At 69.9% G+C, this 25699-nt stretch carries 24 protein-coding genes and 1 pseudogene; 15 read left to right on the top strand and 10 right to left on the bottom strand.

What is annotated here, in order from left to right; genetic code table 11:
• The first annotated feature begins 30 nt into the window (after nt 1–30).
• The 10 genes and pseudogenes from ACFWPQ_RS45770 to ACFWPQ_RS45725 all read left to right on the top strand — a co-directional run bounded on the left by ACFWPQ_RS45770 (nt 31) and on the right by ACFWPQ_RS45725 (nt 8276).
• Entirely contained in the window at nt 31–273 is a 243-nt protein-coding gene (locus ACFWPQ_RS45770; protein ID WP_361290396.1) for a hypothetical protein, read from the top strand.
• On the top strand, nt 267–716 hold the full coding sequence (locus ACFWPQ_RS45765) for a type II toxin-antitoxin system VapC family toxin (RefSeq protein ID WP_384049327.1): 450 nt from the start codon (nt 267–269) through the stop codon (nt 714–716). The genes ACFWPQ_RS45770 and ACFWPQ_RS45765 overlap by 7 nt, the downstream gene beginning before the upstream one ends.
• Nucleotides 717–773: 57 nt before the next feature.
• Complete coding sequence (locus ACFWPQ_RS45760; RefSeq protein ID WP_384049324.1) at nt 774–1628, top strand: 5'-methylthioadenosine/S-adenosylhomocysteine nucleosidase; 855 nt, start codon at nt 774–776, stop codon at nt 1626–1628.
• A 169-nt stretch (nt 1629–1797) separates the two neighbouring features.
• The gene (locus ACFWPQ_RS45755) at nt 1798–3708 is read left to right on the top strand and encodes a tetratricopeptide repeat protein (protein WP_384049366.1); all 1911 of its coding nucleotides are present in this window, start codon (nt 1798–1800) and stop codon (nt 3706–3708) included.
• Nucleotides 3709–3790: 82 nt separating this feature from the next.
• A pseudogene (locus ACFWPQ_RS45750) lies at nt 3791–3985 on the top strand (Scr1 family TA system antitoxin-like transcriptional regulator); the annotation flags it as partial.
• A 9-nt stretch (nt 3986–3994) separates the two neighbouring features.
• A complete protein-coding gene (locus ACFWPQ_RS45745; RefSeq protein WP_384049321.1) occupies nt 3995–4186 on the top strand; it encodes a hypothetical protein in 192 nt (63 codons plus the stop codon).
• A gap of 122 nt (nt 4187–4308) precedes the next feature.
• Nucleotides 4309–5682, top strand: a complete 1374-nt coding sequence (locus tag ACFWPQ_RS45740; RefSeq protein WP_384049318.1) for an extracellular solute-binding protein — start codon at nt 4309–4311, stop codon at nt 5680–5682.
• Nucleotides 5683–5765: 83 nt separating this feature from the next.
• Nucleotides 5766–6623: a carbohydrate ABC transporter permease gene (locus ACFWPQ_RS45735; protein ID WP_384049363.1), complete on the top strand. Its 858-nt coding sequence runs from the start codon at nt 5766–5768 to the stop codon at nt 6621–6623.
• A gap of 8 nt (nt 6624–6631) precedes the next feature.
• A complete protein-coding gene (locus ACFWPQ_RS45730; protein ID WP_384049315.1) occupies nt 6632–7462 on the top strand; it encodes a carbohydrate ABC transporter permease in 831 nt (276 codons plus the stop codon).
• Between the two features lie 100 nt (nt 7463–7562).
• Nucleotides 7563–8276 carry an XRE family transcriptional regulator gene (locus ACFWPQ_RS45725; protein WP_384049312.1) on the top strand — a complete coding sequence of 238 codons (714 nt, stop codon included), beginning with the start codon at nt 7563–7565 and terminating at the stop codon, nt 8274–8276.
• 95 nt (nt 8277–8371) lie between these two features.
• Here the strand turns inward: ACFWPQ_RS45725 and ACFWPQ_RS45720 are convergent, their stop codons facing one another.
• Entirely contained in the window at nt 8372–9397 is a 1026-nt protein-coding gene (locus tag ACFWPQ_RS45720) for an ATP-dependent 6-phosphofructokinase (protein ID WP_384049309.1), read from the bottom strand.
• 201 nt (nt 9398–9598) lie between these two features.
• Here ACFWPQ_RS45720 and pta point away from each other — a divergent pair, with 201 nt between their 5' ends.
• The 3 genes from pta to pyk all read left to right on the top strand — a co-directional run bounded on the left by pta (nt 9599) and on the right by pyk (nt 14482).
• Nucleotides 9599–11749 carry a phosphate acetyltransferase gene (gene pta, locus ACFWPQ_RS45715; RefSeq protein WP_384049307.1) on the top strand — a complete coding sequence of 717 codons (2151 nt, stop codon included), beginning with the start codon at nt 9599–9601 and terminating at the stop codon, nt 11747–11749.
• Nucleotides 11746–12981, top strand: coding sequence for an acetate kinase (locus ACFWPQ_RS45710; RefSeq protein ID WP_384049305.1), 1236 nt, complete (start codon nt 11746–11748; stop codon nt 12979–12981). The genes pta and ACFWPQ_RS45710 overlap by 4 nt, the downstream gene beginning before the upstream one ends.
• A gap of 73 nt (nt 12982–13054) precedes the next feature.
• A complete protein-coding gene (gene pyk / locus ACFWPQ_RS45705) occupies nt 13055–14482 on the top strand; it encodes a pyruvate kinase (RefSeq protein ID WP_384049302.1) in 1428 nt (475 codons plus the stop codon).
• A gap of 76 nt (nt 14483–14558) precedes the next feature.
• Here the strand turns inward: pyk and ACFWPQ_RS45700 are convergent, their stop codons facing one another.
• From ACFWPQ_RS45700 to ACFWPQ_RS45680, 5 genes are all read right to left on the bottom strand, one after another.
• Nucleotides 14559–15116 carry a hypothetical protein gene (locus tag ACFWPQ_RS45700; protein ID WP_384049299.1) on the bottom strand — a complete coding sequence of 186 codons (558 nt, stop codon included), beginning with the start codon at nt 15114–15116 and terminating at the stop codon, nt 14559–14561.
• A gap of 128 nt (nt 15117–15244) precedes the next feature.
• A complete protein-coding gene (locus ACFWPQ_RS45695; protein WP_384049296.1) occupies nt 15245–16603 on the bottom strand; it encodes a hypothetical protein in 1359 nt (452 codons plus the stop codon).
• Complete coding sequence (locus tag ACFWPQ_RS45690) at nt 16593–17171, bottom strand: DUF6114 domain-containing protein (protein WP_384049293.1); 579 nt, start codon at nt 17169–17171, stop codon at nt 16593–16595. Before ACFWPQ_RS45690 ends, ACFWPQ_RS45695 begins: the two co-directional genes overlap by 11 nt.
• A gap of 143 nt (nt 17172–17314) precedes the next feature.
• On the bottom strand, nt 17315–17962 hold the full coding sequence (locus ACFWPQ_RS45685; protein ID WP_361290345.1) for a DUF6230 family protein: 648 nt from the start codon (nt 17960–17962) through the stop codon (nt 17315–17317).
• Between the two features lie 645 nt (nt 17963–18607).
• On the bottom strand, nt 18608–19579 hold the full coding sequence (locus tag ACFWPQ_RS45680; protein WP_384049290.1) for a tetratricopeptide repeat protein: 972 nt from the start codon (nt 19577–19579) through the stop codon (nt 18608–18610).
• Nucleotides 19580–19811: 232 nt separating this feature from the next.
• Between ACFWPQ_RS45680 and ACFWPQ_RS45675 the strand changes: the two genes are divergently transcribed.
• Nucleotides 19812–20441 (top strand): TetR/AcrR family transcriptional regulator, encoded by a 630-nt coding sequence (locus ACFWPQ_RS45675; RefSeq protein WP_384049288.1) that lies wholly within the window; start codon nt 19812–19814, stop codon nt 20439–20441.
• A 169-nt stretch (nt 20442–20610) separates the two neighbouring features.
• Here ACFWPQ_RS45675 and ACFWPQ_RS45670 read toward each other — a convergent pair whose 3' ends face one another.
• The 4 genes from ACFWPQ_RS45670 to ACFWPQ_RS45655 form a co-directional block, all read right to left on the bottom strand.
• Nucleotides 20611–22311, bottom strand: coding sequence for a methylmalonyl-CoA mutase (locus tag ACFWPQ_RS45670; protein WP_384049285.1), 1701 nt, complete (start codon nt 22309–22311; stop codon nt 20611–20613).
• 91 nt (nt 22312–22402) lie between these two features.
• Nucleotides 22403–22747 (bottom strand): DUF3817 domain-containing protein, encoded by a 345-nt coding sequence (locus tag ACFWPQ_RS45665; protein ID WP_093499022.1) that lies wholly within the window; start codon nt 22745–22747, stop codon nt 22403–22405.
• A 66-nt stretch (nt 22748–22813) separates the two neighbouring features.
• Nucleotides 22814–23323, bottom strand: a complete 510-nt coding sequence (locus ACFWPQ_RS45660; protein WP_384049282.1) for a MarR family winged helix-turn-helix transcriptional regulator — start codon at nt 23321–23323, stop codon at nt 22814–22816.
• A gap of 98 nt (nt 23324–23421) precedes the next feature.
• Nucleotides 23422–24624, bottom strand: a complete 1203-nt coding sequence (locus ACFWPQ_RS45655) for an MFS transporter (protein WP_384049279.1) — start codon at nt 24622–24624, stop codon at nt 23422–23424.
• Nucleotides 24625–24709: 85 nt separating this feature from the next.
• Here ACFWPQ_RS45655 and ACFWPQ_RS45650 point away from each other — a divergent pair, with 85 nt between their 5' ends.
• Complete coding sequence (locus ACFWPQ_RS45650) at nt 24710–25699, top strand: DUF5937 family protein (RefSeq protein ID WP_384049276.1); 990 nt, start codon at nt 24710–24712, stop codon at nt 25697–25699.

Here is a 25699-nt window from a genome sequence, read left to right as displayed (position 1 = left end):
TTTTCCTACCACTGGTGTTACGTTCTATGAGTGAGCAGTCATGCCGTTTCCCCCACCCCGGAGCGGGCCGGCAAGCGGTCCGTGTCCCTCCCTCAGTCGTTGATAAAGGAAATCGAGGCCAGGACCGGTAGGACGGGCTTCTCGGCCGTCGTGTCCGAGGCCCTGGAACAGTGGCTGGCCATGGCCAAACTGCGCGAGGTCATCGAGGCCGACGAGCAGGAGTTCGGCCCGGTCGGTGCAGACGCCCTGCGGCGCGCGGAGGACGAGTGGTAAGCAAGCGCCTCAAGGCCATGGGCAAAGGCGGAGGGACGCTGGTCCTGGACGCTCAGGGGCTCTCCCTCCAGGTCGACGGCGACGAGCAGATGCGCGCCCGGATCAGGGCGGCAGAGCTGAACGGCCGTCGAGTCGCCCTCTCCGCCCTCACCCCGCTGGAAGTCCGGCGCTCAGGACAGGCCGGCCGGCGCCTGGCCTTCCTGCTGTCCCGCTTCGACGTCAAACCGGTCGACGAGGCCGTCCTGCGCACCGCAGCCCTCCTCCTGGACGCGACCGGTCTGGACGGTCACGAATGTCTCGTCGACGCGATCGTGGTCGCCACCACCGCTCTCTGCGTGCCACCTGTCCGTCTGGTGACGTCGGACGGCTCTCACATACCCAAGCTGTGCGCCGCCGCCCATGAACTGCCACCACAGCCCTCGATCGGCCTGATCACCGTCTGATCCTCAGCCTGAGCCAACGGGACGGTCTGACAGGAGACTTGGCGCTACTGTGGACGGATGCCCGCGAAACAGCCCATCGCTGTCATCCTCACGGCGCTCCCCCTGGAGTACGACGCCGTCCGCGCCCATCTGACGGGCGACATCGAGGAACTCGTCCATGACGACGGGACCCGCGTGGAGGTGGGCTCGCTCGAAGGCTCACCCTGGGCTCTCGCGGTCGCGGAGTTGGGCGAGGGCGCCATGAACGCCGCCGCGCTCACCACTCAGATCGTGGGCTGGCTACGCCCGCAGGCACTGTTCTTCGTCGGGATCGCGGGCGGGCTCAAGGACGACATCGAGGTCGGTGACGTCGTGGTCGGGACATGGGTGTACGCCGTTCATGGCGGCAAGCACACCCCCGAGGGCTTCAGCTCACGGCCCAAGAGCTGGCCCGGCTCCAACCGTCTGGTGCAGGCCGCACGCTCAGCCGTGCGCGACCTGCGGGAGCTACGGGCCCACCTCAAGCCGATCGCGTGTGCCGACGTCGTCCTTGCCGACGACAGATCCACGTTCGCCGACGAGATCCGGCGCACCTACAACGATGCCTGCGCCATCGAGATGGAGGGTTCCGGCGCCGTCCACGCGGCCCATCTGAACGGCCAGCTGGACGCACTCGTGATCCGCGGAATCAGCGACCGCGCGAACCGCGACAAGCACGTGGCGGACGCCTCGGGTTCGCAGGAGCGGGCCGCCGAACAGGCGGCCTCGGTCGCGGTGGCGGTGTTGCGGAAGCACCGGCCCCGTGGGGGCTCCGACGACGAGGAGGGTCCCCAACAACGCGGGGACGGCTCAGCGACGTACGGCGGCGACCACATCGACTTCAGGGGTGGCACCTTCTACGGACCCGTCGTCGGCAAACGGACCGGAAGCTAGCGGCAGGGGCACGGCCCACGGCCCGGTTCCCCACGCGACGGCGACCCTGCCGCCGCGCCCGCTGGGCTTCACCGGTCGGACGGCGGAGCTGGACCGCCTACTCCCCCACCTCGCCCCGGACAGGGCCGACGGGGACGCCCTCCCACTCCTGATCTTCGCGGTCACCGGTATGGGAGGCATCGGCAAGACCGCGCTGGCTGTGGAGGCTGGGCATCGAGCGCGCGCGAAGGGGTGGTTCCCGGGCGGCACGCTCTTCGTGGACCTGCGCGGCTACGATGCCGACCCGGTCACCGCGGACCAGGCGGTCCTGGCGCTGCTCGACGCGCTCGGTGTCCGGGGGACGGAACTGCCGCCGGCGCCGGAACGCCAGTACGACGCGTACCGCGCACTCCTCGCCGAACAGCAGGACCGGATGCTGCTGATCCTGGACAACGCCTCGGATCCGTCCCAGTTCCTGCCGCTGTTGCCCAGCACGGACCACCACCGGGTGCTGATCACCTCCCGGGACCGCCCGGACGCCCTGCCGGTACGACTCATCGACCTCGAGACCCTCGATCCGGACGACTCCGTCGCCTTGGTCAGCCGCGCCCTCCACGACGCCGACGAGCGCGACGACCGCCCCGCCTGTGAACCGGACGCGCTCCGCGAACTGACCGACCTCTGCGGCCACTTGCCCTTGGGCCTCCAGATTGCCGCGGCGATGCTGCGTCGACGTCGACATCGGAGCCTCGCCTCGCTGGTCGCCGAGATCAAGGAGACCGGGGATCCGACCACCGTCCTCGACAACGGCAGTCACGGTACGGATCAGTACGGCCGTTCGTTGGTCCTCCGGCCCGTGCTGGAGACCTCGTATCGCCGACTGCCCGCCGATCAGGCTCGGTTGCTGCGACTGCTGGCCCTCGCACCGGGTGCGGACACCGGCACGGAGGCGGTGGCCGCACTGGCCGACCTCAACGAGGAGACCGTGCTGTCCCTATTGGAGGACTTGGCCGCCACACATCTCGTCACGCCGGTCCGGGAAGGCGAGGGGGCGGCTTCGGTGGTGCGGTGGCGGTTGCATGACCTGGTGCGGGGTTATGGAGTGGGTGTGGTGTCGGGGGATGTGGGGTTGCGGGAGGAGGGGGAGGCGGCGCGGGAGCGGGTGCTGGGGTTCTACTGTCGGTGGGCGGGGGCGGCGGATGCTCGGTTGCAGTGGTTGCCGGGGATGGTGGAGCCGGAGCGGTTCGGGGACCGGCGTGGGGCGTTGGCGTGGTTTGACGGGGAGCGGGCAGGGCTGGTGGCGGCGGTGGGGTGGGCGCGGGAGGAGCGGTACGCGGACGCAGCGCTACGGCTGGCTGAGCACTTGTCGGAGTATTTCGGCTGGCGGCGGTATTTCGATGACTGGATCACCGTGGCCGGTGTGGCGCGGGAGGCCGCAGACGGTGCTGGAGACAGCCACCAGAAGGCAAGTGCGTGGAACAACCTCGGCATCGCCCTGCGGGAGACGGGCCGGGTGGAGGAGGCCATCGAGGCCCACAGCCACGCCCGCGACCTGCTGCGTGCTGTCGACGACCGCCACCATGAGGCCAGTGCGTGGGGCAACCTCGGCATCGCCCTGCGGGAGGCGGGCCGGGTGGAGGAGGCGATCGATGCCTACACCCACGCCGGCGACCTGTTCCAGGCTGCTGGCGACCGCCACCGCGAGGCCATGGCGTGGAACAACCTCGGCATCGCCCTGCGGGAGACGGGCCGGGTGGAGGGAGCGATCGAGGCCCACACCCACGCCCGCGACCTGTACCAAGATGCCGACGACCGCCACCGCGAGGCCACCGCGTGGAACAACCTCGGCGTCGCCCTGCAGGAGACGGGCCGGGTAGAGGAGGCGGTCGAGGCGTATACCGAGGCGTTGAGCATCCATCAGGAGTTCGAGGACTGGTACCGGGCCGGCCAGACCCTCAAGAACCTGGCATCCGCCCACGAGACCGCCCACCGCCCGGCCGACGCCCGCGCCTGCTGGCTCCGGTCCGCCGACACCTACACCCGCGCCAACGCCCCCGCCGAAGCCGCCCAAGCCCGCACCCGGGCCGCCAAACTCGACTGACCCCCCTCATCCCACCCCCACATACCCCCGCCCCCCACCCCGGCAACACGGCCCACATCCGCGTCCCACCCCCGGAGCCGGACAGTCCGTCGTCTACGCCGAGGCCGCCGTACCCCGCCTCGACACCGTCGAGTTGGACAGCACCCACGGTCCCGAGTTCATCGACACGGAGGCACAGCTCGGCAGGTACCGGGCCCAACTCGACGCGGCCGCGGGCGTGGCTCTCGGTGCCGACGCCTCCCGTGACTTCATCCGCACCCTCGCCGACGACCTCTAGGAGCACCCCGTGCCGGACATCACCTGGGAAGAGCCGTTCTGCACCGAGGGTGCCAACTGCTTCCGCCTAGGCACCGACCCCCAAGGCAACGCCTACATAGCCGTAGCCGGCCAGGAGGACGCCTGCCTCACCGACACCCGCGAAGCCCTCCGCACGCTCATCCGGGACATCAAGGCCGGGAAGGCCGACCACCTCCTCTGACCCTTCCCCCTCCATCGCCAATCCTGTGCACACTCATTGACCTGACTAGACCACTCCACTTACCTTCACACGGCAAGAGAGACGAACCCCCAGGCCACAGCGCAGTGGCCGCCGAGGAGGTCGTGCCCGTGCGCCCCACCGCCGTCAGCATCCTTGCCCTCTCCCTCGTCACCGCCGCCGCTTCCCTCACCGCGTGCGGCAGCGGGTCCGGGAGCAGTCCCGACACCGTGAAGATCTCTTTCAAGCAGTCCACGGACAACTCCATCAAGGTGATGGACACGTATCTCGCGGACATCAAGAAGCAGTTCGAGAAGGAGTACCCGGGGAAGAAGGTCGAACTCGTTCCTATCAAGGCCCCGGACTCCGAGTACTACACGAAGCTGCAACAGATGCTCCGGTCGCCGCGGACCGCTCCCGACCTGGTCTACGAGGACACCTTCCTCATCAACTCCGATATCACCAGCGGGTACTTGAAGCCCCTCGACTCCTACCTCGGCAAGTGGGACGACTGGGGGCAGTTCATCGACACCGCCAAGGCGGCCGCCCAGGGTGAGGACGGGAAGACGTACGGCGTCCCGGACGGGACCGACACCCGTGGACTCTGGTTCGACAAGCGGGTGTTCAAGAAGGCCGGACTGCCCACCGACTGGCAGCCGAAGACCTGGGACGACGTGCTCGCCGCCGCCCGGACCATCAAGCAGAAGGTCCCCGGTGTCACGCCGCTGAACGTCTACACGGGCAAGCCCGTCGGCGAGGGCGCCACCATGCAGGGCTTCGAGATGCTGCTGTACGGGACGAACGACGGGACCAGCGACCCGCTCTACGACAAGACGAGCAAGAAGTGGATCGCCGGGAGTCAGGGGTTCAAGGACGCGCTGTCCTTCGTCGAGACCGTGTACAAGGAGAAGCTCGGGCCCGACGTCTCCGACGCCCTCGACCCCAACTTCGGCACCGCCGTCCGCGGTGAACTCCTCCCCCAGGGCAAGCTCGGCATCGACCTCGACGGGTCCTGGCTGCCGCAGGACTGGAACCAGGGCAGCGGGCACGAGTGGCCGGACTGGTCCAAGCAACTGGGGCTGGCCTACATGCCGACCCAGCACGGCCAGGCCCCCGGCAAGGTCAGCATGTCCGGTGGCTGGACCTGGGCCATCCCCAGCAAGGCGGCCAACCCCGACCTCGCCTTCGACTTCGTCAAGACCATGCAGACCAAGGCGAACGCCCAGAAGTGGTACATCGCCAACTCGGGGATCGCGGTGCGGAAGGACGTCGCGAGCGATCCGTCGTACACGTCCGCCCAGCCCGGCATCAAGTTCTTCACCGATCTGGTCGCCAGCACCCACTACCGGCCCGCCTACCCGGCCTATCCGAAGGTCTCCACCGCCATCCAGGAGGCCATGGAGAGCGTGACGACCGGTGACGCGTCGGTCGACAAGGCGGCGAGTACCTACGATTCGACGCTCAAGGACGTCACCGACGGCCAAGTGGTCACCCAGTGAGTCAGTCCGTGCGTCAACCCGAGCGTCAGTCCGCGCGTCAGTCCGAGCGTCAGCCGAGGGGGCGGTCGGCCGGTCACCCCGCGATCGGCCGGCGGCTGTTCCGCGGCCTCCCCCTCACCCCCGCCCTGGTCCTGCTCCTCCTCTTCCTCGGCGGGCCCATCGTCTACTGCGCCTGGATCGCCTTCACCGACCTCCAGCTCACCGGCCAGGCGCACTCCTCCTTCGTCGGTTTCGCCAACTTCCGCAGGGCGTTCCACGACGACGCCTTCCTGAACGCCGTCTGGCTGACCCTCGTCTTCACCGTGCTGTCCGCGCTCGTCGGGCAGAACACGCTGGGGCTGGCGCTCGCCGCGCTGATGCGGCGGGCGTCGAAGCCGGTGCGGACGCTCACCGGCGGGATCGTGATCACGGCGTGGGTGCTGCCGGAGGTCGTCGCCGGGTTTCTGCTGTACGCCTTCTTCCGGCGGGAAGGGACGCTCAACGCCATCCTGGACTTTCTCCATCTGCCGTCCCAGAACTGGCTGTTCACGCTGCCGATCCTGGCGGTGTCGTTCGCCAACGTGTGGCGGGGGACGGCCTTCTCGATGCTCGTGTACTCCGCCGCCCTCGACGAGATCCCGAACGAGATCGAGGAGTCGGCGGAGGTCGACGGCGCCGGCGGCTGGCGGCGGATGTGGCACATCACGCTGCCGATGATCCGCCGGTCCATCGGGACCAACCTGATGCTCAACACGCTCCAGACGCTCTCCGTCTTCGGGCTGATCTGGGTGATGACCAGGGGCGGCCCGGGGGACAGGAGCCAGACCCTGCCCCTCTTCATGTACGAACAGGCCTTCCAGAACAGCATGATCGGGTACGGCACCGCCGTCGCCCTGCTGCTGCTCCTCGTCGGCTCGCTCTTCTCCGTCGTCTACATGCGGCTGCTGCGCACGGAGGTGTGAGCCGAAAGATGCCTCGCAATCGCCACCGCTCCCGCCGGCTCGCCGCCGACCTCGGCCTGCTCGTCGTGGCCGCCGCCTTCGTGCTGCCGCTCGCCTGGGTGCTGCTCTCCGCCGTCGACCCGCACGCCGATCTCCGGGTGCGGATCCCGGACGGGTTCACCTTCGCCAACTTCGACGCGATCCTCACCCCCGACATCACCTACACCCCGCTGCTCAACAGCCTGATCCTGTGCGGGGGCGCCACCGCGCTCACCGTCGTGTGCGCCGCCCTCGCCGCGTACCCGCTCTCCCGCTACCGTTCCCGGCTCAACCGGCCGTTCCTGCTCTCCATCCTCTTCGCGACCAGTCTGCCCATCACCGCGATCATGGTGCCGGTGTACGCGCTGTTCGTGCGGATCAACCTCATCGACACCATGCAGGGCACGATCCTGTTCTTCGCCGCCTCCCAACTCCCGTTCTCCATCTGGCTGATGAAGAACTTCATGGACGGTGTCCCGAAGGAGCTGGAGGAGGCCGCGTGGACGGACGGTGCGGGCTCCGCCCAGTCGCTGGTGCGGATCGTGCTTCCGCTCATGGGGCCTGGTCTCGCCGTCGTCACCGTGTTCGCCTTCGTGATGATGTGGGGCAACTTCTTCGTCCCGTTCATGCTGCTGCTCTCGCCGGACCAGATGCCCGCATCGGTCAGCATCAACGACTTCTTCGGCAACCGCGGCACCGTCGCCTACGGCCAGCTCGCCGCCTTCTCCGTCATCTACTCGACGCCGGTGATCCTGCTGTACGTCCTGGTCGCGCGGCGGCTGGGAGGAGGATTCGCGCTGGGCGGCGCCGTCAAGGGATGAACAGGTCACACGTACGGGGGAAACCGTACGTTCGTACAATCCGTGTTCCTGGCCGAACGGACCGTAGTCACCGTCCTTGATCACCCCTACCTTGTCGGCTGTGCGCCGACCCCCAGCTCTGCCGAACCAGCCAGGTCCCCCCTTCAACGCCCCCGCCGCCCGCAGACTCCGTGCCGCTCTCGGCATGGGGCCCGAGCACGTTGCCCACGATCTGCGGGCCTCATTCGGGCTGCCGTACGCCACGCCCGATCTCGTCCTCGCCTGGGAGCGCGGCGCGGTGATCCCCAGCAGTCCCGAACTCACCGCGCTGGCAGGCGTGTTGTGGTGTGCCCCGGGCGAACTGATCGGCCGGCCGCGGACGCTGCGCGAACACCGGATCGCGCGCGGGCTGGCTCCGGAGGACGTGGCGCTGGCGGTCGGCGTCGACCTTCTCGGCTATCTCGCGATGGAGGAGGACGAGGAGTGGCAGGGCACGGAACGGCAGTCCGCCGTCCTGGCCGAGGCTCTCCGGCTCTCCCTGCCGGACTTCATCACCGTCACCGGCAAGGAGGAGAAGCTGGCGGAACTGCTGCGGGGCGCGGTCACCACCCGCTGGCAGGCCTACGTCCGCCAGGTGGCCAAGGTCGTCCCCCTGGACAAACGCCTGATCGAGGGCACCCTCCGCGAACTGCACGAGAGCTACCAGGGCCAGATGACGGCAACCCTGGCCTGGGGCAACATTCCGGCAGCGGATTCAGCCGACGACAAGGGCGAGGACTTCCTTGCGGCGATCGTCGGCCACTTCTGGAACAGAGTCGAGGACAAGCGCCCCTGAAAAGGGGCGCGGGGCTGTGTTCGATATGCGGCTCCGCCGCGTGGGCGCGACCAGCCCCCACCGGCCCGCAGCTCCCCCCACCACCGAACCGCCCCTTAGAACACCGACTCCGCCTCGTCCATCCGATCCTTCGGCACCCTCTTCAGCTCGGTCACCGCCTCCGCGAGCGGCACCATCGCGATGTCCGTCCCCCGCAGCGCGGTCATCCTCCCGAAGTCACCCCGGTGCGCCGCCTCCACCGCGTGCCACCCGAACCGCGTCGCGAGGACGCGGTCGTAGGCCGTCGGCGTGCCGCCGCGCTGGACGTGGCCGAGGATGACCGGCTTGGCCTCCTTGCCGAGCCGCCGCTCCAGCTCGTACGCCAGGGCCGTGCCGATGCCCTGGAAGCGCTCGTGGCCGTACTGGTCGATCGCGCCCTTGCCGTAGTCCATCGTGCCCTCGGCGGGGTGCGCGCCCTCCGCCACGCAGACCACGGCGAACTTCTTGCCGCGGGCGAACCGCTCCTCGACCATCTTGACCAGGTCGGCGGGGTCGAAGGGCCGCTCGGGGAGGCAGATGCCGTGGGCGCCGGCGGCCATCCCGGACTCCAGGGCGATCCAGCCGGCGTGCCGGCCCATCACCTCGACGACCATCACCCGCTGGTGGGACTCGGCGGTGGTCTTGAGGCGGTCCATCGCCTCCGTGGCGACCCCCACCGCGGTGTCGAAACCGAAGGTGCGGTCGGTGGACGAGATGTCGTTGTCGATGGTCTTCGGGACGCCGACGACCGGCAGGCCCGCGTCGGACAGCATGCGCGCCGCGGTCAGCGTGCCCTCGCCGCCGATCGGGATCAGCGCGTCGATGCCGAACTCCTCGACCATGTCGGTGGCCCGGTCGCAGGCCTCGCGCAGCCGGTCCCGCTCCAGTCGCGACGAGCCCAGGATGGTGCCGCCGAGGGACAGGATGCCGCCGACCGCGTCCAGGTCGAGGGTGCGGTAGTGGCCGTCGAGCAGACCCCGGAAGCCGTCCTCGAAACCGATGACCTCGTCGTCGTACTGTGCGACAGCACGGTGTACCACCGACCGGATGACGGCGTTCAGGCCGGGGCAGTCGCCGCCTGCGGTGAGAACTCCGATGCGCATGGTGGTGTGTCTCCTGCTCGCTGTCGTGACCGGTGAGCCGATCCGATTGTTTCATGCCGGACGGGTGGACGAAGTCCTGACGGGCGCCTTATCCGGCGCCAGGGGTATTGTCAAGAGGGTTCCGCTCACCCCGGTGGGCGATTTTTGTGTGGCTATGCAAGCCCATAGAGGCAGAGACCCATAGAGAGACGGAGTGCACACGTGACGCGCAGCGTGTACGTGACCGGGATCGACCGGGGCGACGGCCGCCAGGTCGTCGAGCTGGGCATGATGGAACTGCTGACCCGGCAGGTCGACCGGGTCGGTGTCTTCCGTCCGCTCGTCCATGACAATCCCGACCGCCTGTTCGAGCTGCTGCGTGCCCGGTACCGCCTCTCCCAGGACCCGGCGACCGTCTACGGCATGGACTACCACGCGGCCTCCGCCCTCCAGGCCGAGCGCGGTGCCGACGAGCTGGTCTCCACCCTCGTCGACCGCTTCCACCTGGTCGCCCGCGACTACGACGTCGTCCTGGTCCTCGGCACCGACTTCGCCGACACCCAGTTCCCGGACGAGCTGTCCCTGAACGCCCGGCTCGCCAACGAGTTCGGTGCCTCGGTGATCCCGGTGGTCGGCGGCCGCGACCAGAACGCGGAGTCCGTGCTGGCGGAGACCCGGAACGCGTTCCGGGCGTACGACGGTCTCGGCTGCGACGTGCTGGCGATGATCGCCAACCGGGTCGTCCGCGAGGACCGGGAGGAGATAGCCCGGCGGATCGACGGGCGGCTGCCGGTGCCGGTGTACGTGCTGCCGGACGAGCCCGCGCTGTCCGCGCCGACGGTCGCCCAGATCGCGCACGCGCTCGATGCGAAGGTGCTGCTGGGCGACGACTCGGGGCTGGCCCGGGACACCCTGGACTTCGTGTTCGGCGGCGCGATGCTGCCGAACTTCCTGCCCGCCCTGACCCCGGGTTGTCTGGTCGTGACCCCCGGCGACCGCGCCGACCTGGTCGTCGGCTCGCTGGCCGCGCACAGCGCCGGCACCCCGCCGATAGCCGGCGTGCTGCTCACCCTCGGCGAGCGGCCCAGCGACGAGATCCTCACCCTGGCCGCCCGGCTGGCCCCCGGCACCCCGGTGCTGTCCGTGCCCGGCAACAGCTTCCCGACCGCCGCCCAGCTGTTCTCCCTGGAGGGCAGGCTGAACGCGGCCACCCCGCGCAAGGCGGAGACCGCGCTCGGCCTGTTCGAGCGGTACGTCGACACCGCCGGCCTCAACAAGCGGGTCTCGGCGCCGAGCACCGGCCGGCTCACCCCGATGATGTTCGAGCACAAGCTCCTGGAGCAGGCGCGTTCCGACAAGCGGCGGGTGGTGCTGCCGGAGGGGACCGAGGCGCGGGTGCTGCATGCGGCGGAGGTGCTGCTGCGCCGGGGGGTATGTGACATAACACTGCTCGGACCGGTCGACCAGATCCGCAAGAAGGCCGCCGACCTCGGCATCGACCTGGGCGACGCCCAGCTGATCGACCCGGCCACCTCCGAGCTGCGCGACGCCTTCGCCGAGCAGTACGCGCTGCTCCGCGCCCACAAGGGCGTGACGGTGGAGCTGGCGTACGACGTGGTCGCCGACGTCAACTACTTCGGCACCCTGATGGTGCAGGAGGGGCTGGCGGACGGCATGGTCTCCGGGTCCGTCCACTCGACGGCGGCGACCATCCGGCCGGCCTTCGAGATCATCAGGACCAGGCCGGGGTCGTCGATCGTCTCGTCCGTCTTCTTCATGTGCCTCGCCGACAAGGTGCTGGTCTACGGCGACTGCGCGGTGAACCCGGACCCGAACGCCGAGCAGCTCGCCGACATCGCCGTCCAGGCGGCCGGTACCGCCGCCCAGTTCGGGGTGGAGCCGCGGATCGCGATGCTGTCGTACTCCACGGGCACGTCGGGTTCGGGTGCGGACGTGGACAAGGTGCGGGAGGCGACCGAGCTGGCGCGCTCGCGCAGGCCCGACCTGAAGATCGAGGGGCCGATCCAGTACGACGCGGCGGTGGAGCCGTCGGTGGCCGCCACCAAGCTGCCGGGCTCCGAGGTCGCCGGGCAGGCCAGCGTGCTGATCTTCCCGGACCTCAACACCGGCAACAACACCTACAAGGCCGTGCAGCGGTCGGCCGGCGCGATCGCGGTCGGGCCGGTGCTCCAGGGGCTGCGCAAGCCCGTCAACGACCTGTCCCGCGGTGCCCTCGTCCAGGACATCGTCAACACCGTCGCCATCACGGCGATCCAGGCCCAGAACCCGGCCCAGAATTCGGCCCAGAACCCGGCCCAGAACCCGGCCTCGCCCCAGGCCGCGTTCCCGAGCGAGAAGGCAACCGCCCAGTGAGCCACCGTCCGACCCGTGTCCTCGTCCTCAACTCCGGCTCCTCGTCGGTGAAGTACCAGCTGCTGGACATGCGGGACAGCAGCCGGCTGGCGGTGGGTCTCGTCGAGCGGATCGGCGAGCAGACCTCACGGCTGAAGCACTCCTGCCTCGGCACCGGTGACACCCGCGAGGCGGTCGGTCCGATCGCCGACCACGAGGCCGCGCTGAAGGCCGTCGCGGAGGAGCTGGCCAAGGACGGGCTCGGCCTTGACTCGCCGGAGCTGGCCGCGATCGGGCACCGGGTGGTGCACGGCGGGATGTTCTTCACCGAGCCGACGGTGATCGACGACGCGGTGCTCGACGAGATCGAGCGGCTGATCCCGGTCGCCCCGCTGCACAACCCGGCCAACCTGACCGGGATCCGCACCGCGCAGGCGCTGCGCCCGGACCTGCCGCAGGTCGCCGTCTTCGACACGGCGTTCCACACCACCATGCCGGAGTCCGCGGCGCGTTACGCGATCGACCCGCGGATCGCCGACCGGTACCGGATCCGGCGCTACGGCTTCCACGGCACCTCGCACGCGTACGTGTCCCGGGCGACCGCGAGGCTGCTGGGAAGGACACCGGAAGAGGTGAACGTCATCGTGCTGCACCTCGGCAACGGGGCGTCGGCGTCGGCCGTCCGGGGTGGCCGGTGCGTGGACACCTCGATGGGCATGACGCCTTTGGAGGGACTGGTGATGGGAACCCGTTCCGGCGATCTGGACCCGGCCGTCATTTTCCATTTGGCCCGGGTTGGCGGAATGTCCATGGACGAGATCGACACTCTTCTCAACAAGAGGAGTGGTTTGTTCGGTCTGTGCGGTGACAACGACATGCGGGAGATCAGGCGCCGGATCGACGAGGGCGACGAAGACGCAGAACTCGCCTTCGACATCTACGTGCACCGCCTGAAGAAGTACATCGGCGCGTACTGCGCCGTCCTCGGCCGGGTCGACGCGGTGGCATTCACCGCGGGCGTCGGCGAGAACGCGGCCCCGGTGCGGGAGGCGGCCGTGGCGGGTCTGGAGGGGCTGGGGCTCGCGGTCGACCCGGAGCTGAACGGCGCCCGAGGGGACGAGCCGCGGCTGATATCGCCGGCCGGTGCGCGCGTCGCCGTCGCGGTGGTGCCGACGGACGAGGAGCTGGAGATCGCGACGCAGACGTACGCGCTCGTCGGCACCGGATCGGCACCGGTCGGAAATAACAGCTGAGCACATTAGCGCCCATTTGTATCTTCCACCAGACGGAATATTCCGTAGCGAAACAAACCGATAGGATCGCCCCATGCGCCGTTCGAAAATCGTCTGTACTCTCGGCCCCGCGGTCGACACCCACGAAATGCTCGTCGCCATGATCGAGGCCGGCATGAACGTGGCCCGGTTCAACTTCAGCCACGGCTCGCACGCCGAGCACCAGGGGCGGTACGACCGCGTCCGGGCCGCCGCCAAGGAGACCGGCCGCGCCATCGGCGTCCTGGCCGACCTCCAGGGCCCGAAGATCCGTCTGGAGACCTTCGCCGAGGGACCGGTGGAGCTGGAGCGCGGTGACGAGTTCGTCATCACGACCGAGGACGTCCCGGGCGACAAGACCATCTGCGGTACGACCTACAAGGGCCTGCCGGGCGACGTCTCGCGCGGCGACCAGATCCTCATCAACGACGGCAACGTCGAGCTGAAGGTCCTGGACGTCGAGGGCCCGCGGGTGCGGACGATCGTCATCGAGGGCGGTGTCGTCTCCGACCACAAGGGCATCAACCTGCCCGGTGCGGCCGTCAACGTGCCCGCGCTGAGCGACAAGGACATCGAGGACCTGCGGTTCGCGCTGCGCATGGGCTGCGACATGGTCGCGCTGTCCTTCGTGCGGGACGCGAAGGACGTCAACGACGTCCACCGGGTGATGGACGAGGAGGGCCGCCGGGTCCCCGTCATCGCCAAGGTGGAGAAGCCGCAGGCGGTCGAGAACATGGAGGGCGTCGTGCTGGCGTTCGACGCCGTGATGGTCGCCCGTGGCGACCTCGCCGTCGAGTACCCGCTCGAGAAGGTCCCCATGGTGCAGAAGCGGCTCATCGAGCTGTGCCGCCGCAACGCCAAGCCGGTGATCGTGGCGACCCAGATGATGGAGTCGATGATCACCAACTCCCGTCCGACCCGCGCCGAGGCCTCCGACGTGGCCAACGCGATCCTGGACGGCGCCGACGCGGTCATGCTGTCCGCCGAGTCCAGCGTGGGCGCGTACCCGGTCGAGACCGTGAAGACGATGTCGAAGATCGTCTCGGCGGCCGAGCAGGAGCTGCTGAGCAAGGGCCTGCAGCCGCTGGTGCCGGGCAAGAAGCCGCGCACCCAGGGCGGTTCGGTCGCCCGTGCCGCCTGCGAGATCGCGGACTTCCTCGGCGGCCGCGGCCTGGTCGCCTTCACCCAGTCGGGTGACACGGCCCGCCGCCTCTCGCGCTACCGCGCGCAGCAGCCGATCATCGCGTTCACCACCGACGAGAACACCCGCAACCAGCTCACCCTCAGCTGGGGTGTGGAGTCGCACGTCGTGCCGTTCGTGAACACCACGGACGAGATGGTGGACATGGTCGACCAGGAGCTCGCCAAGATCAACCGCTTCAACCCGGGCGACACCGTCATCATCACGGCCGGTTCGCCCCCCGGCGTCTCCGGCACCACCAACATGCTCCGCGTCCACCACATCGGCGGCATCAACAAGTGACGCCCCGCTGAAGGGCCTTGTACGGCACCGAGGGCGCCCCCTGTGGCAGGGGGCGCCCTCGCTTCCTGTCTCCGGGCTACGGCAGGGTGTCGGCGATCCGGTCCCACTCCTCGAACTCGCCCCTGCGCGGGTGATCCGGAAGCAGCGGGGCGACGGCGCGGGCGGGGCCGAGCAGCCCGCGGACCCTGCGCAGGGAGAGCATCCGGGCGCGGTCCAGCTCACGCCACCGCGAGGCGAGCGCGGCGGCCGTGTCCGGGGTCATCGGCATGGCGTCGAGGGCGCGGTCGAGCACCGGGCCCGGATCCAGCAGCGGAACGTCCGGCACCGCGCCCGCCTCCGTCAGCTCCTTCAGCAGGGAGACCCGGAGCCAGAGGTCGCGCAGCAGCCACTCGTTGCGCTGGGCGCCGGTCGCCCGCTCCGCGGCCGCCAGCAGGGCCGGCCACGCCTCGGCGACCGCCCGCCACTGCGCACCGGTCAGCCGGGCCGGGTCCTGCTGGATAACAGCGGCGAACATCTGCGCGGCACCGATCCACTCGCTCACCGCGCCGTCGGTCCGCAGCACCTCCGGTGCCGACCAGCGACGTGCGTGCGCGTCCAGGTCCAGCCCGTCGAGGTCGTCGAAGAGACCACTCATCCGAAGTACACCCCAGCCGTCACGGACATCTCCTTCACGCGGGACAGCACTGTGGCCCGGTCTCCGCGCGAGGCGGACGACCGGGCCACAGCTCTTTGCGCGGCTCCCGAACGGGTCTGTGGCGGCGGTCAGCCGGTTCCGTCGGTCGTGTAGACGTGCATCCCGGGGATGTGCAGGGTGCCGCCGAACTGCGCGGCCTGGGTGACCTTCACGTTGGTGAAGTAGATCAGCGGGATGTTCAGCGGCGGCGGGTTGTCCACGTCGAACGTGATCGGGATCAGGCCGAAGAGGTTGCCCGAGATGGACTCCGTGTACATCGTCGTGGAGCCGTCGCGGATCGTGGACGTGGAACCCGACGCGGCCTGCACGTGGTAGGTCTTGTCGATGTTCGTGTCCTTGACCGTCTGGTGCAGGTTACCGATGTCGGTGCCGCCCGAGATGACGTACTTCAGCACCTTCTTCGTCTTGCCGCTGGCCGTCTTCACCGTGACGATGCCCTGGTAGTCGGCGCTCTTCAGCGTCAGCGAGCTGGCGCTCAGGTACCAGGGGTCGTCCGCCACCGGCACCTTGTTGTCGACACCGCTCACGTCGTCGGTGGCGACCTCGCAGTCGTCGGCCGACGTGGTGGAGCTCGCGGAGGCGCTCGGCGAGGCACTGCTGGTGGCGTCCGCGGCCGCCTTGGTGGCGTCGTCCGCCGCCTTGGTCGCCGTGTCGGTGGTGTCCTTCACGGTGTCCGTGACCGTCTTGACGGTCTTGGAGACGGTGTCCGAGCCGCTGTCGTCGCTCGTCGAGGCGGACGAGTCCGACTTCTCCGTGGACGACGAGGACGAGTCCGAGGACGCGGACGCCGACGGCGAGGGGGTGGCGCTCGCGGTGGAGTCCGACGAGGACGAGCTCGTCGTGCTGCCGCCGCTGAGGATGCTGCCGATCGCGTCCCCGATCGAGTCCAGCAGACCGCCACCGCTGCTGCTGCTCTCGGAGGCGGACGGCGACGGGGTCGCCGTGCTGCCGGAGTCCGAGGACCCCGAATCGCCCGAGGAGGACGACGACTTGGACGCGGACGGCGTCGGCGTGGCCGTGTCGTCGGAACCTGAATCCGACGAGGACGACTTGTCCGACGACGACGTCGAGTCCTTGGCGTCGTCCGACGCGGTGGCGGACGGCGTGGCCGAGTCCGTGGCGTCGTCGCTCGCGCTCGCCGAGGCGGAGGGCGAGGCCGAGTCCAGGGCCGCGACGCAGTCCTTGTAGTCCTCGGCGAGGCTCTTCGAGGACGCCGACGACGTGCTGTTGGTGTCGGCGATCGCGAGCGTCGACGTGAACCCGAAGCCCATGAGCACGGCCGTGGGCATCGCCACGGACGCTATCGCCTTGCCCGCGGGCATGTGGAACCTGGTGAACAGCGGCTTCTTGGGTGCCGCATGGCGGGGCCCGGTTCTCACACGGGACTCGTCCACATCAGTCCCGTGGGTCACCTCGTCAGCCGGCACTGTGCCTCCCGTTCGCCCCGTTCACCGGGCTCGTTCCTGACAGGTCGTTCTCCCCCAGCGCCTTGAGGTCCTGGGAGTCAGCGTCCACGCCGTCCGGACCCGTGTAGTAGGCGGCCTCCTCCGGGGCGTCGTCCCCGGCCGGCGGGATCTCGCCCTCCGGCTGCGGCTTCGGGGGCGCACCCGGGGACCAGGCCACGGCCATCGCACCGCCGACGAGGGCGAGCAGGAAGCCCATGATGAAGCCACCGAAGTTGGACACGGGGAGGGACACCAGCGCCAGCAGGATCGCGGCGATACCCGCGAACGTGCGGATGTGCTTCTGGTACCAGAGGCTGATGCCCAGGACGACGAGCAGCACGCCGATGATCAGGGATCCGGCACCCGCGGTGGTGGCCATGGCCACCGTGAGGTTGCCGATCTGGAGGTGCGCGTACGGGAAGTACATGATCGGGAAACCGGCGAGCAGGATGTACAGACCGGCCCAGAAAGGCCGTGTGCCCCGCCAGGAGCGGAACTGCAGCCTCCGGCGGGTGAACTGGCCGGGTGCGGCAGGAGTCTCGGCGCTCATGGAAAACAGCTCCCTGGTGCGGCGTTGCTGTGGTGGTGATGCTGTGTGTGGTGCGGTGGTGGTTCCTTGTACCGCGTGTGAAGACCGTGGGGAGAAGATGGAGGGCGGGGGTGCCGTCGGCTCCCCCGCCCGTCACAGAGTGCTCAGTAGCACTCCGCTCCCGACGTCGAGATCGACATGTGCAGCCCGCTGAGCTTGAAGGTTCCGGCGGTGGTGGCCCACGCCGTCTGCTTCACGCCGGACAGCGAGGCGTGGTCCGCCTCCTGCGCGAACCCGTAGGGGTTCGTCTGCTGGTTGCTGACCTCGCTCGACTTGACGCCCGGACCCTTGGTCGAGCTGCTGGCCGCGACACCGATGTTGATGTTGGTGAACGTCGCGTCGGCACTCAGGTCGTCAAGGTCGATGTACAGCTTGCTGGCCTCGACCGGCTTGCTGGCATCGGTGCCCGCGTGCAGGATCAGGCTGACGTTCCCGAAGATCGGGACGTTCGGCGTGACCACGGACTGGCACAGGTTGTTGATCTTCGCCGTGTTGAACGCCGAGACCGCGACCGGGTGGATCGTGCTCTTACCCGCAAGGGTGTAGCCCGAGTCGACCGCGCCGTACTGGACGAAGCCGTCGCCTTCGAGCTGGTCGGCCGTGACCTTGAACTGCTGGCCCGACACGCTGAACGACGCGGCCAGAGCACCCTGCGCGAGGGCGACACCTATACACGCCGTGGCGGCAACGCTGGGCACCATGACCACAGCGAACCGCTTCCATCTGGTCCCGCCACGCACCTGGGACTCCATATTTCCTCCTTCTCGGACGTACATCTCCTGGCCCGGTATCGCCCCCAACGGCGGCTCGGCCGGGCAGGGATGGGAGAAGTGCTACGTCCTCGGAAGGGGAGCGCCCGCACTCGGAGGCACGAAACGCACCTCGATCACCGGCGATCACCCCCGAGCGACAACCACTGGTCGCGCCTGACACGCATCACGCACAACCTTGCTGGACAGGCTTCGCCGTAGAGCGAAGACCCCCCTGCCCAAGAGCCGGCGTCACTGCCGCCGACTCTGCTCGGTGGGGACCCAGATGAACCCGCGGCCCGATTGGCTGTCGGGGTACGGGAATGGACCGAGCGTCGCCGATCGTGGTGCATTCTCGCCGCCCGCACAAGGGGCTTCGTTACTCGGTAGTAACGGGCGGATAACCGAAGGACGACCCGCTGGTCTCGGAGAGCAACCCTGGGTGGCATCCAGGGGCAGAGCAAAACAGTTGATGAATGGACAGAACCAGACAGATCAACGACCCTGATTTACTCCGAGTAACAGCGGCCGCGATTACCAAGATTTGGTAAAGAGCGGCCGCTGTGGCCCCGCGTCGGCAAATCTTTCACTCGGGCATCACAGGACGTGACGTTTAGCGACTGGTCAGAACCGTGTTCAGACCGTTGTCTAGAACAGCGCGCGCGCCAGCGCCCTGCGCGCTCCCACGACCCGTGGATCGTCGGTGCCCACGACCTCGAAGAGCTCAAGAAGCCGCCGCCGTACGGCATCCCGGTCGTCCCCGGCCGTCCGCTGCACGGTCTCGATCAGCCGCCCGAAGGCGTCCTCGACATGCCCGCCCACCAGGTCCAGGTCGGCGGCCGCGATCTGCGCCTCGGCGTCGGCCGGCTTCTCGGCCGCGTCCTTGCGCACCGCCTGCGGGTCCATCCCCTGCACCCGCTGGAGCAACTCGGCCTGCGCGAGCCCCAGCTTGGCCTCGCTGTTGGCGGGGTCGTCGGTCAGCACGTTCTTGTACGCCTGGACCGCACCGCCGAAGTCACCCGCGTCCAGCGCCTGGACGGCGGCCTCGAGAAGCGCGTCGTACGGACCCGCGGGCAGCGCGGCCTCCGGCTGGGCACCCGGCTCCGCGTCGGGGTCGACGACGAGTCCGGTCAGCCCGAACCGCTGCTCGGCGACCTGCACCAGCTGATCCAGCGTCTCGCGGATCTGCTGCTCGGGGGCCGCCCCCTGGAAGAGCGGCAGTGCCTGCCCGGCGACGACGGCGAACACCGCCGGGATCCCCTGGACCCCGAACTGCTGCATCAGCATCTGGTTGGCGTCGACGTCGATCTTCGCCAGCAGGAAGCGGCCGTCGTACTCGACGGCGAGGCGCTCAAGGACCGGGCTCAGCTGCTTGCAGGGCTGACACCACTCGGCCCAGAAGTCGATGACGACGGGCACTTCGGCGGACCGCTGCAGGACATCGCGCTCGAAGCCGGCTTCGTCGACGTCGATGACCAGGTCGGCCGGGGAGACGGCACCGGCCCCACCCTGCCGGACCGCTTCGGCGCGCGCCTGCTCGGCTTTGGTCTTGGCGTCCTGGGCCGCCTTGACCGCGGCGAGGTCGACGACGCCGCTCATGGACATGTTCCGTGGCTGCATGCGTCTATCCTCCCCCGTTCCCGCGCGCAAGTGAAAAGCGTTGTGAAAGCTGGCCGAACGTGTGTTCCGCAACGGCGCCGGGTCCCCACCCCACGCCCATGGTCGTCGCCCGTGCGGTCACCCACGAGCTTTCGCTACGACCCGTAGCGTAATGCCATCAGGGGCCTGCGCGACACCACATTCCGGTGATCTCCCTCACGGCATCACATGAACCGCCGGTTATGGTCGTGGCATGCAGAGCCGCACCCCCGCAGGCCGTACCGGCCGCCCGCGCAGCGCCGCCGCCGACGCCGCGATCCTGGAGGCGACGCGGCAGGCGCTGGTCGAACTGGGCTGGTCCAAGCTCACCCTGGGAGACGTGGCCACGCGGGCCGGGGTTGCAAAAACGACCCTCTACCGCCGCTGGGCAGGCAAGAACGAGCTCGTCGTCGACGCGGTGGCAGAACTGTTCGACGAACTCGAGCTCCCCGACCGCGGCAGCCTGGCGAACGACATCGAGGGTGTGGTGCTGCAGTTCGCGGCGATCCTGGACCGCCCCGAGGCCCGCAGCGGCCTGATGGCGGCGGTCGCCGAGTCGACCCGGGACGACGCGCTGCGGGAACGTATCCGCTCCTCGATCGTGGACCGCCAGAAGCGGCTGGTCCTGGAGGGCCGGGCCCGGGCGCAGTGCCGAGGCGAACTCCCCTCCGAGCCGGACCCGGAGGAGGCCGCCCGCACGGTGGACCTGATCTTCGACATGGTGGCGGGTGCGGTGGTCCACCGCACCCTGATGAGCGGCAAGCCGGCGGACGAGGAGTGGGTACGCGACTTCACCCGGGTCCTGCTACTGGGCCTCGCCACCGAACCGACCGAGCCCCCCTGACCGCACCGAGCCGCCCCGGACAGCCCCTTCCCGCCCCACCGAGCCGGCCGAGGCAGCCGCTCCTCAGCCCACCGAGCCGGCCGAGGCGGTCACTTCTCGGTCGGCCGAGTCGGGTGGTGGGTGGGCGTGGGTCCCGGGGGTCCAGGGGGCGGAGCCCCCTGGTACGCCGCTAGAAACCCGCCGGCTCCGTGTACACCCCCCACTCGTCCCGCAGCACCCCGCAGATCTCGCCCAGGGTCGCCTCGGCCCGTACCGCGTCCAGCATCGGCGCGATCATGTTGGCCCCGCCCCGCGCAGCGGCCAGCATCGCGTCCAGGGCGGCGCGCACCGCGCCCTCGTCCCGTGCGGCCCGCCGGGTGCCCAGCACCCGTACCTGCTCCCGCTCGACCTCGTGCGAGACCCGCAGGATCTCGAGGTCGCCGGTGACGGACCCGGTGTGCACGTTGACGCCGACGACCCGCTTGTCGCCCTTCTCCAGCGACCGCTGGTACTGGAAGGCGGACTCGGCGATCTCGCCGGTGAACCAGCCGTCCTCGATGCCCCGCAGGATCCCGGACGTGACCGGCCCGATCGGGTGCCGCCCGTCCGGACGGGCGCGCAGCCCCCGCTCCTTGATCTGGTCGAAGATCTTCTCGGCGTCGGCCTCGATCCGGTCGGTGAGCTGCTCGACGTACCAGGAACCGCCCAGCGGGTCCGCCACGTTGGCGGCCCCGGTCTCCTCCATGAGCACCTGCTGGGTGCGCAGCGCGATCTCGGCGGCCTGCTCGCTCGGCAGGGCGAGGGTCTCGTCGAGGGCGTTGGTGTGCAGCGAGTTGGTCCCGCCGAGCACGGCCGCGAGCGCCTCCACGGCCGTCCGCACCACGTTGTTGTACGGCTGCTGGGCGGTCAGCGAGACACCGGCGGTCTGCGTGTGGAAGCGCAGCCACTGCGACTTGTCCGACCGGGAGCCGTAGACGTCCCGCATCCAGCGCGCCCAGATCCGGCGCGCGGCGCGGAACTTGGCGATCTCCTCGAAGAAGTCGACGTGCGCGTCGAAGAAGAAGGAGAGTCCGGGCGCGAACACGTCCACGTCGAGCCCGCGGCTGAGCCCCAGCTCCACGTACCCGAAGCCGTCCGCGAGCGTGTAGGCCAGCTCCTGCGCGGCCGTCGCACCCGCCTCGCGGATGTGGTAGCCGGACACGGACAGCGGCTTGTACGCGGGGATGCCGGCCGCGCAGTACTCCATCAGGTCGCCGATCAGCCGCAGATGGGGTTCGGGCTGGAACAGCCACTCCTTCTGGGCGATGTACTCCTTGAAGATGTCGGTCTGCAGTGTGCCGTTGAGGACCGACGGGTCCACGCCCTGCCGTTCGGCGGCGACGAGGTACATGCAGAAGACGGGCACGGCGGGCCCGCTGATCGTCATGGACGTCGTGACGTCGCCCAGCGGGATGTCCTTGAACAGGACCTCCATGTCGGCGGCGGAGTCGATGGCGACCCCGCAGTGCCCGACCTCGCCGAGCGAGCGCGGGTCGTCGGAGTCCCGCCCCATGAGTGTCGGCATGTCGAAGGCGACCGACAGGCCGCCGCCGCCGTTGGCGAGGATCATCTTGTAGCGCTCGTTGGTCTGCTCGGCGTTGCCGAACCCGGCGAACTGGCGGATGGTCCAGGTCCGCCCGCGGTAACCGGTCGGATACAGCCCGCGGGTGAAGGGGTACTCGCCCGGCCAGCCGATCCGCTCGAATCCCTCGTAAGTGTCCCCCGGTCGGGGCCCGTACACCGGCTCCACGGGGTCACCGGAGAGCGTGGTGAAGTCGGCGTCCCGCTTGCGGGCCGCGTCGTAGCGGGCCTGCCAGCGTCGGCGGCCCTCCTCGATGGCTTCAGCGTCCATACCCTCGAATTTACTAGGACGTCCAAGTAAATGTCGATGCAGAACCGCCGCACGGGTGTCCGTACGGCGGTGGGACCCCGGAGCCCGGGGCCTAGGCCTGGACCTTGGCGGCCACCGGAGAGCCCTCGGTGACCTTGGCGTCGAGCTCGCGGGTGACCTTGCGCTCCACGAAGAAGGCGGCGGTCGGGATGGTCCCCGCCAGCAGCACCCACAGCTGCTTGCCGACCGGCCACTTCGCCTTGGAGCCCAGGTCGAAGGCGAAGACCAGGTAGACGACGTAGAGCCAGCCGTGCGCGATGGCGACGACGCGCGTGACGTCGGCCGCACCGTCGATGTCCAGCCCGTACTTGGCGATCATGCTCAGGCACAGCAGCACCAGCAGCACACCGGTGACGTAGGCCAGGACGCGGTAGCGGGTCAGCACGCTCTTTTTCATGGGGACGAGCGTAACCACCCGTTCCGGGAGATCTTGCCGCGGGTCACCGCTGCGCCGACGGCGGGTTCAGTCCTCGTCGAAGTCGTTCGCGGAGACCCGCAGCGGCCGCAGCATCGCGAAGATCTCCCCGCACTCCTCGGCGTCGTACACCCCGAGCCCGAAGTCCATCGCCATCAGGTCACGGGTGGCCGCCTCGACGACCTCGCGGCCCTTCTCGGTGATCGTGGCGAGCGTGCCGCGCCCGTCGTTGGGGTTGGGCCGCTTGTCGACCAGACCGGACCTCACCAGCCGGTCGACCGTGTTCGTCACCGAGGTCGGGTGCACCATCAGCCGCTCGCCGATCTTCGACATCGGCAGCTCGCCGGCCTTGGAGAAGGTGAGCAGCACCAGCGCCTCGTAGCGCGCGAACGTCAGCCCGTACGGCTTGACCACCGCGTCCACCTCGGCCAGCAGGATCTGCTGGGCCCGCATGATCGAGGTGATCGCGGCCATCGACGGGACGCTTCCCCAGCGCTGCTTCCAGAGGTCGTCGGCTCGGGCGATGGGGTCGAAGGGAAGACTGAGAGGCTTGGGCACGTCACCGACCCTACCGGCCGGTCATATAGCGGTCAGCCGTGTCTCGGCTTTCGGTCACCTTTGCCGCATCACGGACGACCCGCGCTTCAAGGGGGCCGCTACGGCACCGGCCGCACCGCCCGCCGGGCCGCCGCCACGAGCCCGCAGCAGCACACCGCCCCCACCACCCCGGCCCCCGCCACCGTGGCCCGCACCCCCACCGCCTCCGCGGCCACCCCCGCCAGCGTCATGCCGACGCCCTGCAGGGTCATCAGCCCGGCGCTGAGCACGGTCATGGCGCGGCCGCGCAACTCCTCGGGGACGGCCCGCACGAACCACTGGTCCAGGCCCAGCGTGTACGCCGATCCCGCCCCCGCCGTCACCAGGAGCAGCAGCGAGGGGGCGAGGGACGGGTGCAGGGCGTAGCCCAGGTACGGCAGCAGGGTGAGGCAGACCAGCGGCAGGGCGATCCGCTCCCGGGCGGCCGGGCCGAGCCGGGCACCGGCGTACAGCTCCCCGGCGACCGTGCCGACCGGCAGCGCGCACATCAGCAGGCCGAGCCCCGGGGACCCGGTGCCGAGCGCGTCGGCGTAGGGGGCGGCGAGTGCCTCGGGGACGACGGCGAACATCGCCGGGATCCAGAAGAGGAGGAGCAGGAGGCGGATCCGGCGGTCGGCGAACAGCTGCCGGATGCCGCCGCTTTCCCGGGTCCGGACGCGGGCGGGACGGCGCCGGGTGCCGAGGCGCAGCAGCGCGGCCGAGGCGAGGAAGGTGCCGACGGTGATCAGCAGGGCGTGCCGCGGGGCGAGGACGGCGAGGAGCAGTCCGCCGAGGCCGTAGCCGGCCAGCAGCGCGCTCTGCGCGACGATCCGCAGCAGGGAGCGGCCGAGCACGAACAGCTCGCCGCCGCCGAGGACGTCGGAGAGGGTCGCCATCCGGGTGCCGGCGAACACCGGCGAGACGACGGCGAGCGCGCAGCGCAGTCCGAGCAGCAGGCCGATGCCGGTTCCGGGTACCGCCATCACGGCGACGCACCCCGCGCACACCAGGTCGCACACGACCAGCACCCGGCGGGCCGGGAACCGGTCCGCGACCGGGGCCAGCAGGGTGCCGCCGACCAGGTAGGGCAGAAAGCCCAGCGCGAAGGTCAGCGCGCTGAGCAGCGGTGATCCCGTGAGGTCGTACACCAGCACGGACAGCGCGATCTCGCTGACGATCACGCCGAGCATGGACAGCACATGGGCGGCGAAGACGGCACGGAACTCGGGTACGGCGAGGACCCGGCCGTAGCCGGCGGGTCGCTCCAGGGCAGGCGCGGACATGGACGGCAGCGTGCCCGCGCGCCGGCCCGCCGCTTAGAGTTTCGGCACCAGCCGAATCTTCGCCTCCACCACCCGGGACCCCGCCATGCCCTCCCACCTCCACTTCGACGAGGACGACTTCCTCCGGTGCCGATTCGCCCTGTCGCCGCTGTGGGAGACGCAGGAGGCGGTGCGCACACTGCGGCGACCGGACCGGCACGGCTATCACGCGCCCTGGCTGCGGCGGATCAGGGCGGTGGCGGCCGGTCTCGACCTGGCCCCGCTGTGGCTGCTGATGCCCCGGCGCGGTCACTCCCCCGACTGGCTGGTGCCGCCGCCGACCGGTCCGGCCGCCTCCGTCGAGGAGGAGCTGGCGGCCCTGCGGGCGGTGGACCCGGAGACGGCCCGGGCGGACACCGCGCGGTCGCTCGCGGACACGCCGGGCGCGCCGGAGTCGGCGACCGGCCGGGCCTGGCTGGCGGATCCGCCGCGCATGGTCCGGGAGGTGACGGACGCGCTGGAGGCGGCCTGGCGGGTCCTGGTGGCCCCGGACTGGCCCCGGCTGCGCGCCCTGCTGGAGGCGGACATCGCCTTCCATTCGCGGCGGCTGGCGGAGGTCGGCCTGGGCGGACTGCTGCCGGAGATCCACCGCCGCTGCGGCTGGCGGTCCGGGACGCTGACGGTGGAGTCGCCCGGGGCGTACGAGCGGCGCCTCGGCGGACAGGGCCTGGTGCTGATGCCCAGCGTGTTCACCTGGCCGGACGTGATCAGCACCTTCGACCCGCCGGCCCGGCCCACGCTGGTCTACCCGGCCCGGGGCATCGGCGGCCTGTGGACCGACCCGGCCGACACCACGCCCGACGCCCTGGTACGGCTGGTGGGCCGGGGCCGCGCCGCCGTCCTGGCCGCCCTGGCCGAACCGGCGACGACCACCGCCCTCGCCCACCGGCTGCGGCTCGCCCCCTCCTCGGTCTCCGCGCACCTGGCGGTCCTGCGCGACGCGGGGCTGCTGACCTCGCGCCGCTACGGCCACCAGGTGCTGTACGAACGGACCCCGCTGGGCATCGCACTGACGTCCGGGACACCGGGCGGCTGA

It is taken from the genome of Streptomyces sp. NPDC058464 (assembly GCF_042721035.1).
Taxonomy (GTDB): Bacteria; Actinomycetota; Actinomycetes; order Streptomycetales; family Streptomycetaceae; genus Streptomyces.
Note: the sequence above shows the minus strand (reverse complement) of the source record. Positions and strands in the feature narration are given on the sequence as shown.

What these genes read in the sequence shown, in the direction of transcription:
- ACFWPQ_RS45760 (WP_384049324.1), top strand. Translation starts at nt 774, where the DNA reads ATGCCCGCGAAACAGCCCATCGCTGTCATCCTCACGGCGCTCCCCCTG.
- ACFWPQ_RS45755 (WP_384049366.1), top strand. Translation starts at nt 1,798, where the DNA reads ATGGGAGGCATCGGCAAGACCGCGCTGGCTGTGGAGGCTGGGCATCGA.
- ACFWPQ_RS45730 (WP_384049315.1), top strand. Translation starts at nt 6,632, where the DNA reads ATGCCTCGCAATCGCCACCGCTCCCGCCGGCTCGCCGCCGACCTCGGC.
- ACFWPQ_RS45720 (WP_384049309.1), bottom strand. Translation starts at nt 9,397, where the DNA reads ATGCGCATCGGAGTTCTCACCGCAGGCGGCGACTGCCCCGGCCTGAAC.
- pyk (WP_384049302.1), top strand. Translation starts at nt 13,055, where the DNA reads ATGCGCCGTTCGAAAATCGTCTGTACTCTCGGCCCCGCGGTCGACACC.
- ACFWPQ_RS45700 (WP_384049299.1), bottom strand. Translation starts at nt 15,116, where the DNA reads ATGAGTGGTCTCTTCGACGACCTCGACGGGCTGGACCTGGACGCGCAC.
- ACFWPQ_RS45690 (WP_384049293.1), bottom strand. Translation starts at nt 17,171, where the DNA reads ATGAGCGCCGAGACTCCTGCCGCACCCGGCCAGTTCACCCGCCGGAGG.
- ACFWPQ_RS45685 (WP_361290345.1), bottom strand. Translation starts at nt 17,962, where the DNA reads ATGGAGTCCCAGGTGCGTGGCGGGACCAGATGGAAGCGGTTCGCTGTG.
- ACFWPQ_RS45680 (WP_384049290.1), bottom strand. Translation starts at nt 19,579, where the DNA reads ATGCAGCCACGGAACATGTCCATGAGCGGCGTCGTCGACCTCGCCGCG.
- ACFWPQ_RS45675 (WP_384049288.1), top strand. Translation starts at nt 19,812, where the DNA reads ATGCAGAGCCGCACCCCCGCAGGCCGTACCGGCCGCCCGCGCAGCGCC.
- ACFWPQ_RS45670 (WP_384049285.1), bottom strand. Translation starts at nt 22,311, where the DNA reads ATGGACGCTGAAGCCATCGAGGAGGGCCGCCGACGCTGGCAGGCCCGC.
- ACFWPQ_RS45665 (WP_093499022.1), bottom strand. Translation starts at nt 22,747, where the DNA reads ATGAAAAAGAGCGTGCTGACCCGCTACCGCGTCCTGGCCTACGTCACC.
- ACFWPQ_RS45655 (WP_384049279.1), bottom strand. Translation starts at nt 24,624, where the DNA reads ATGTCCGCGCCTGCCCTGGAGCGACCCGCCGGCTACGGCCGGGTCCTC.
- ACFWPQ_RS45650 (WP_384049276.1), top strand. Translation starts at nt 24,710, where the DNA reads ATGCCCTCCCACCTCCACTTCGACGAGGACGACTTCCTCCGGTGCCGA.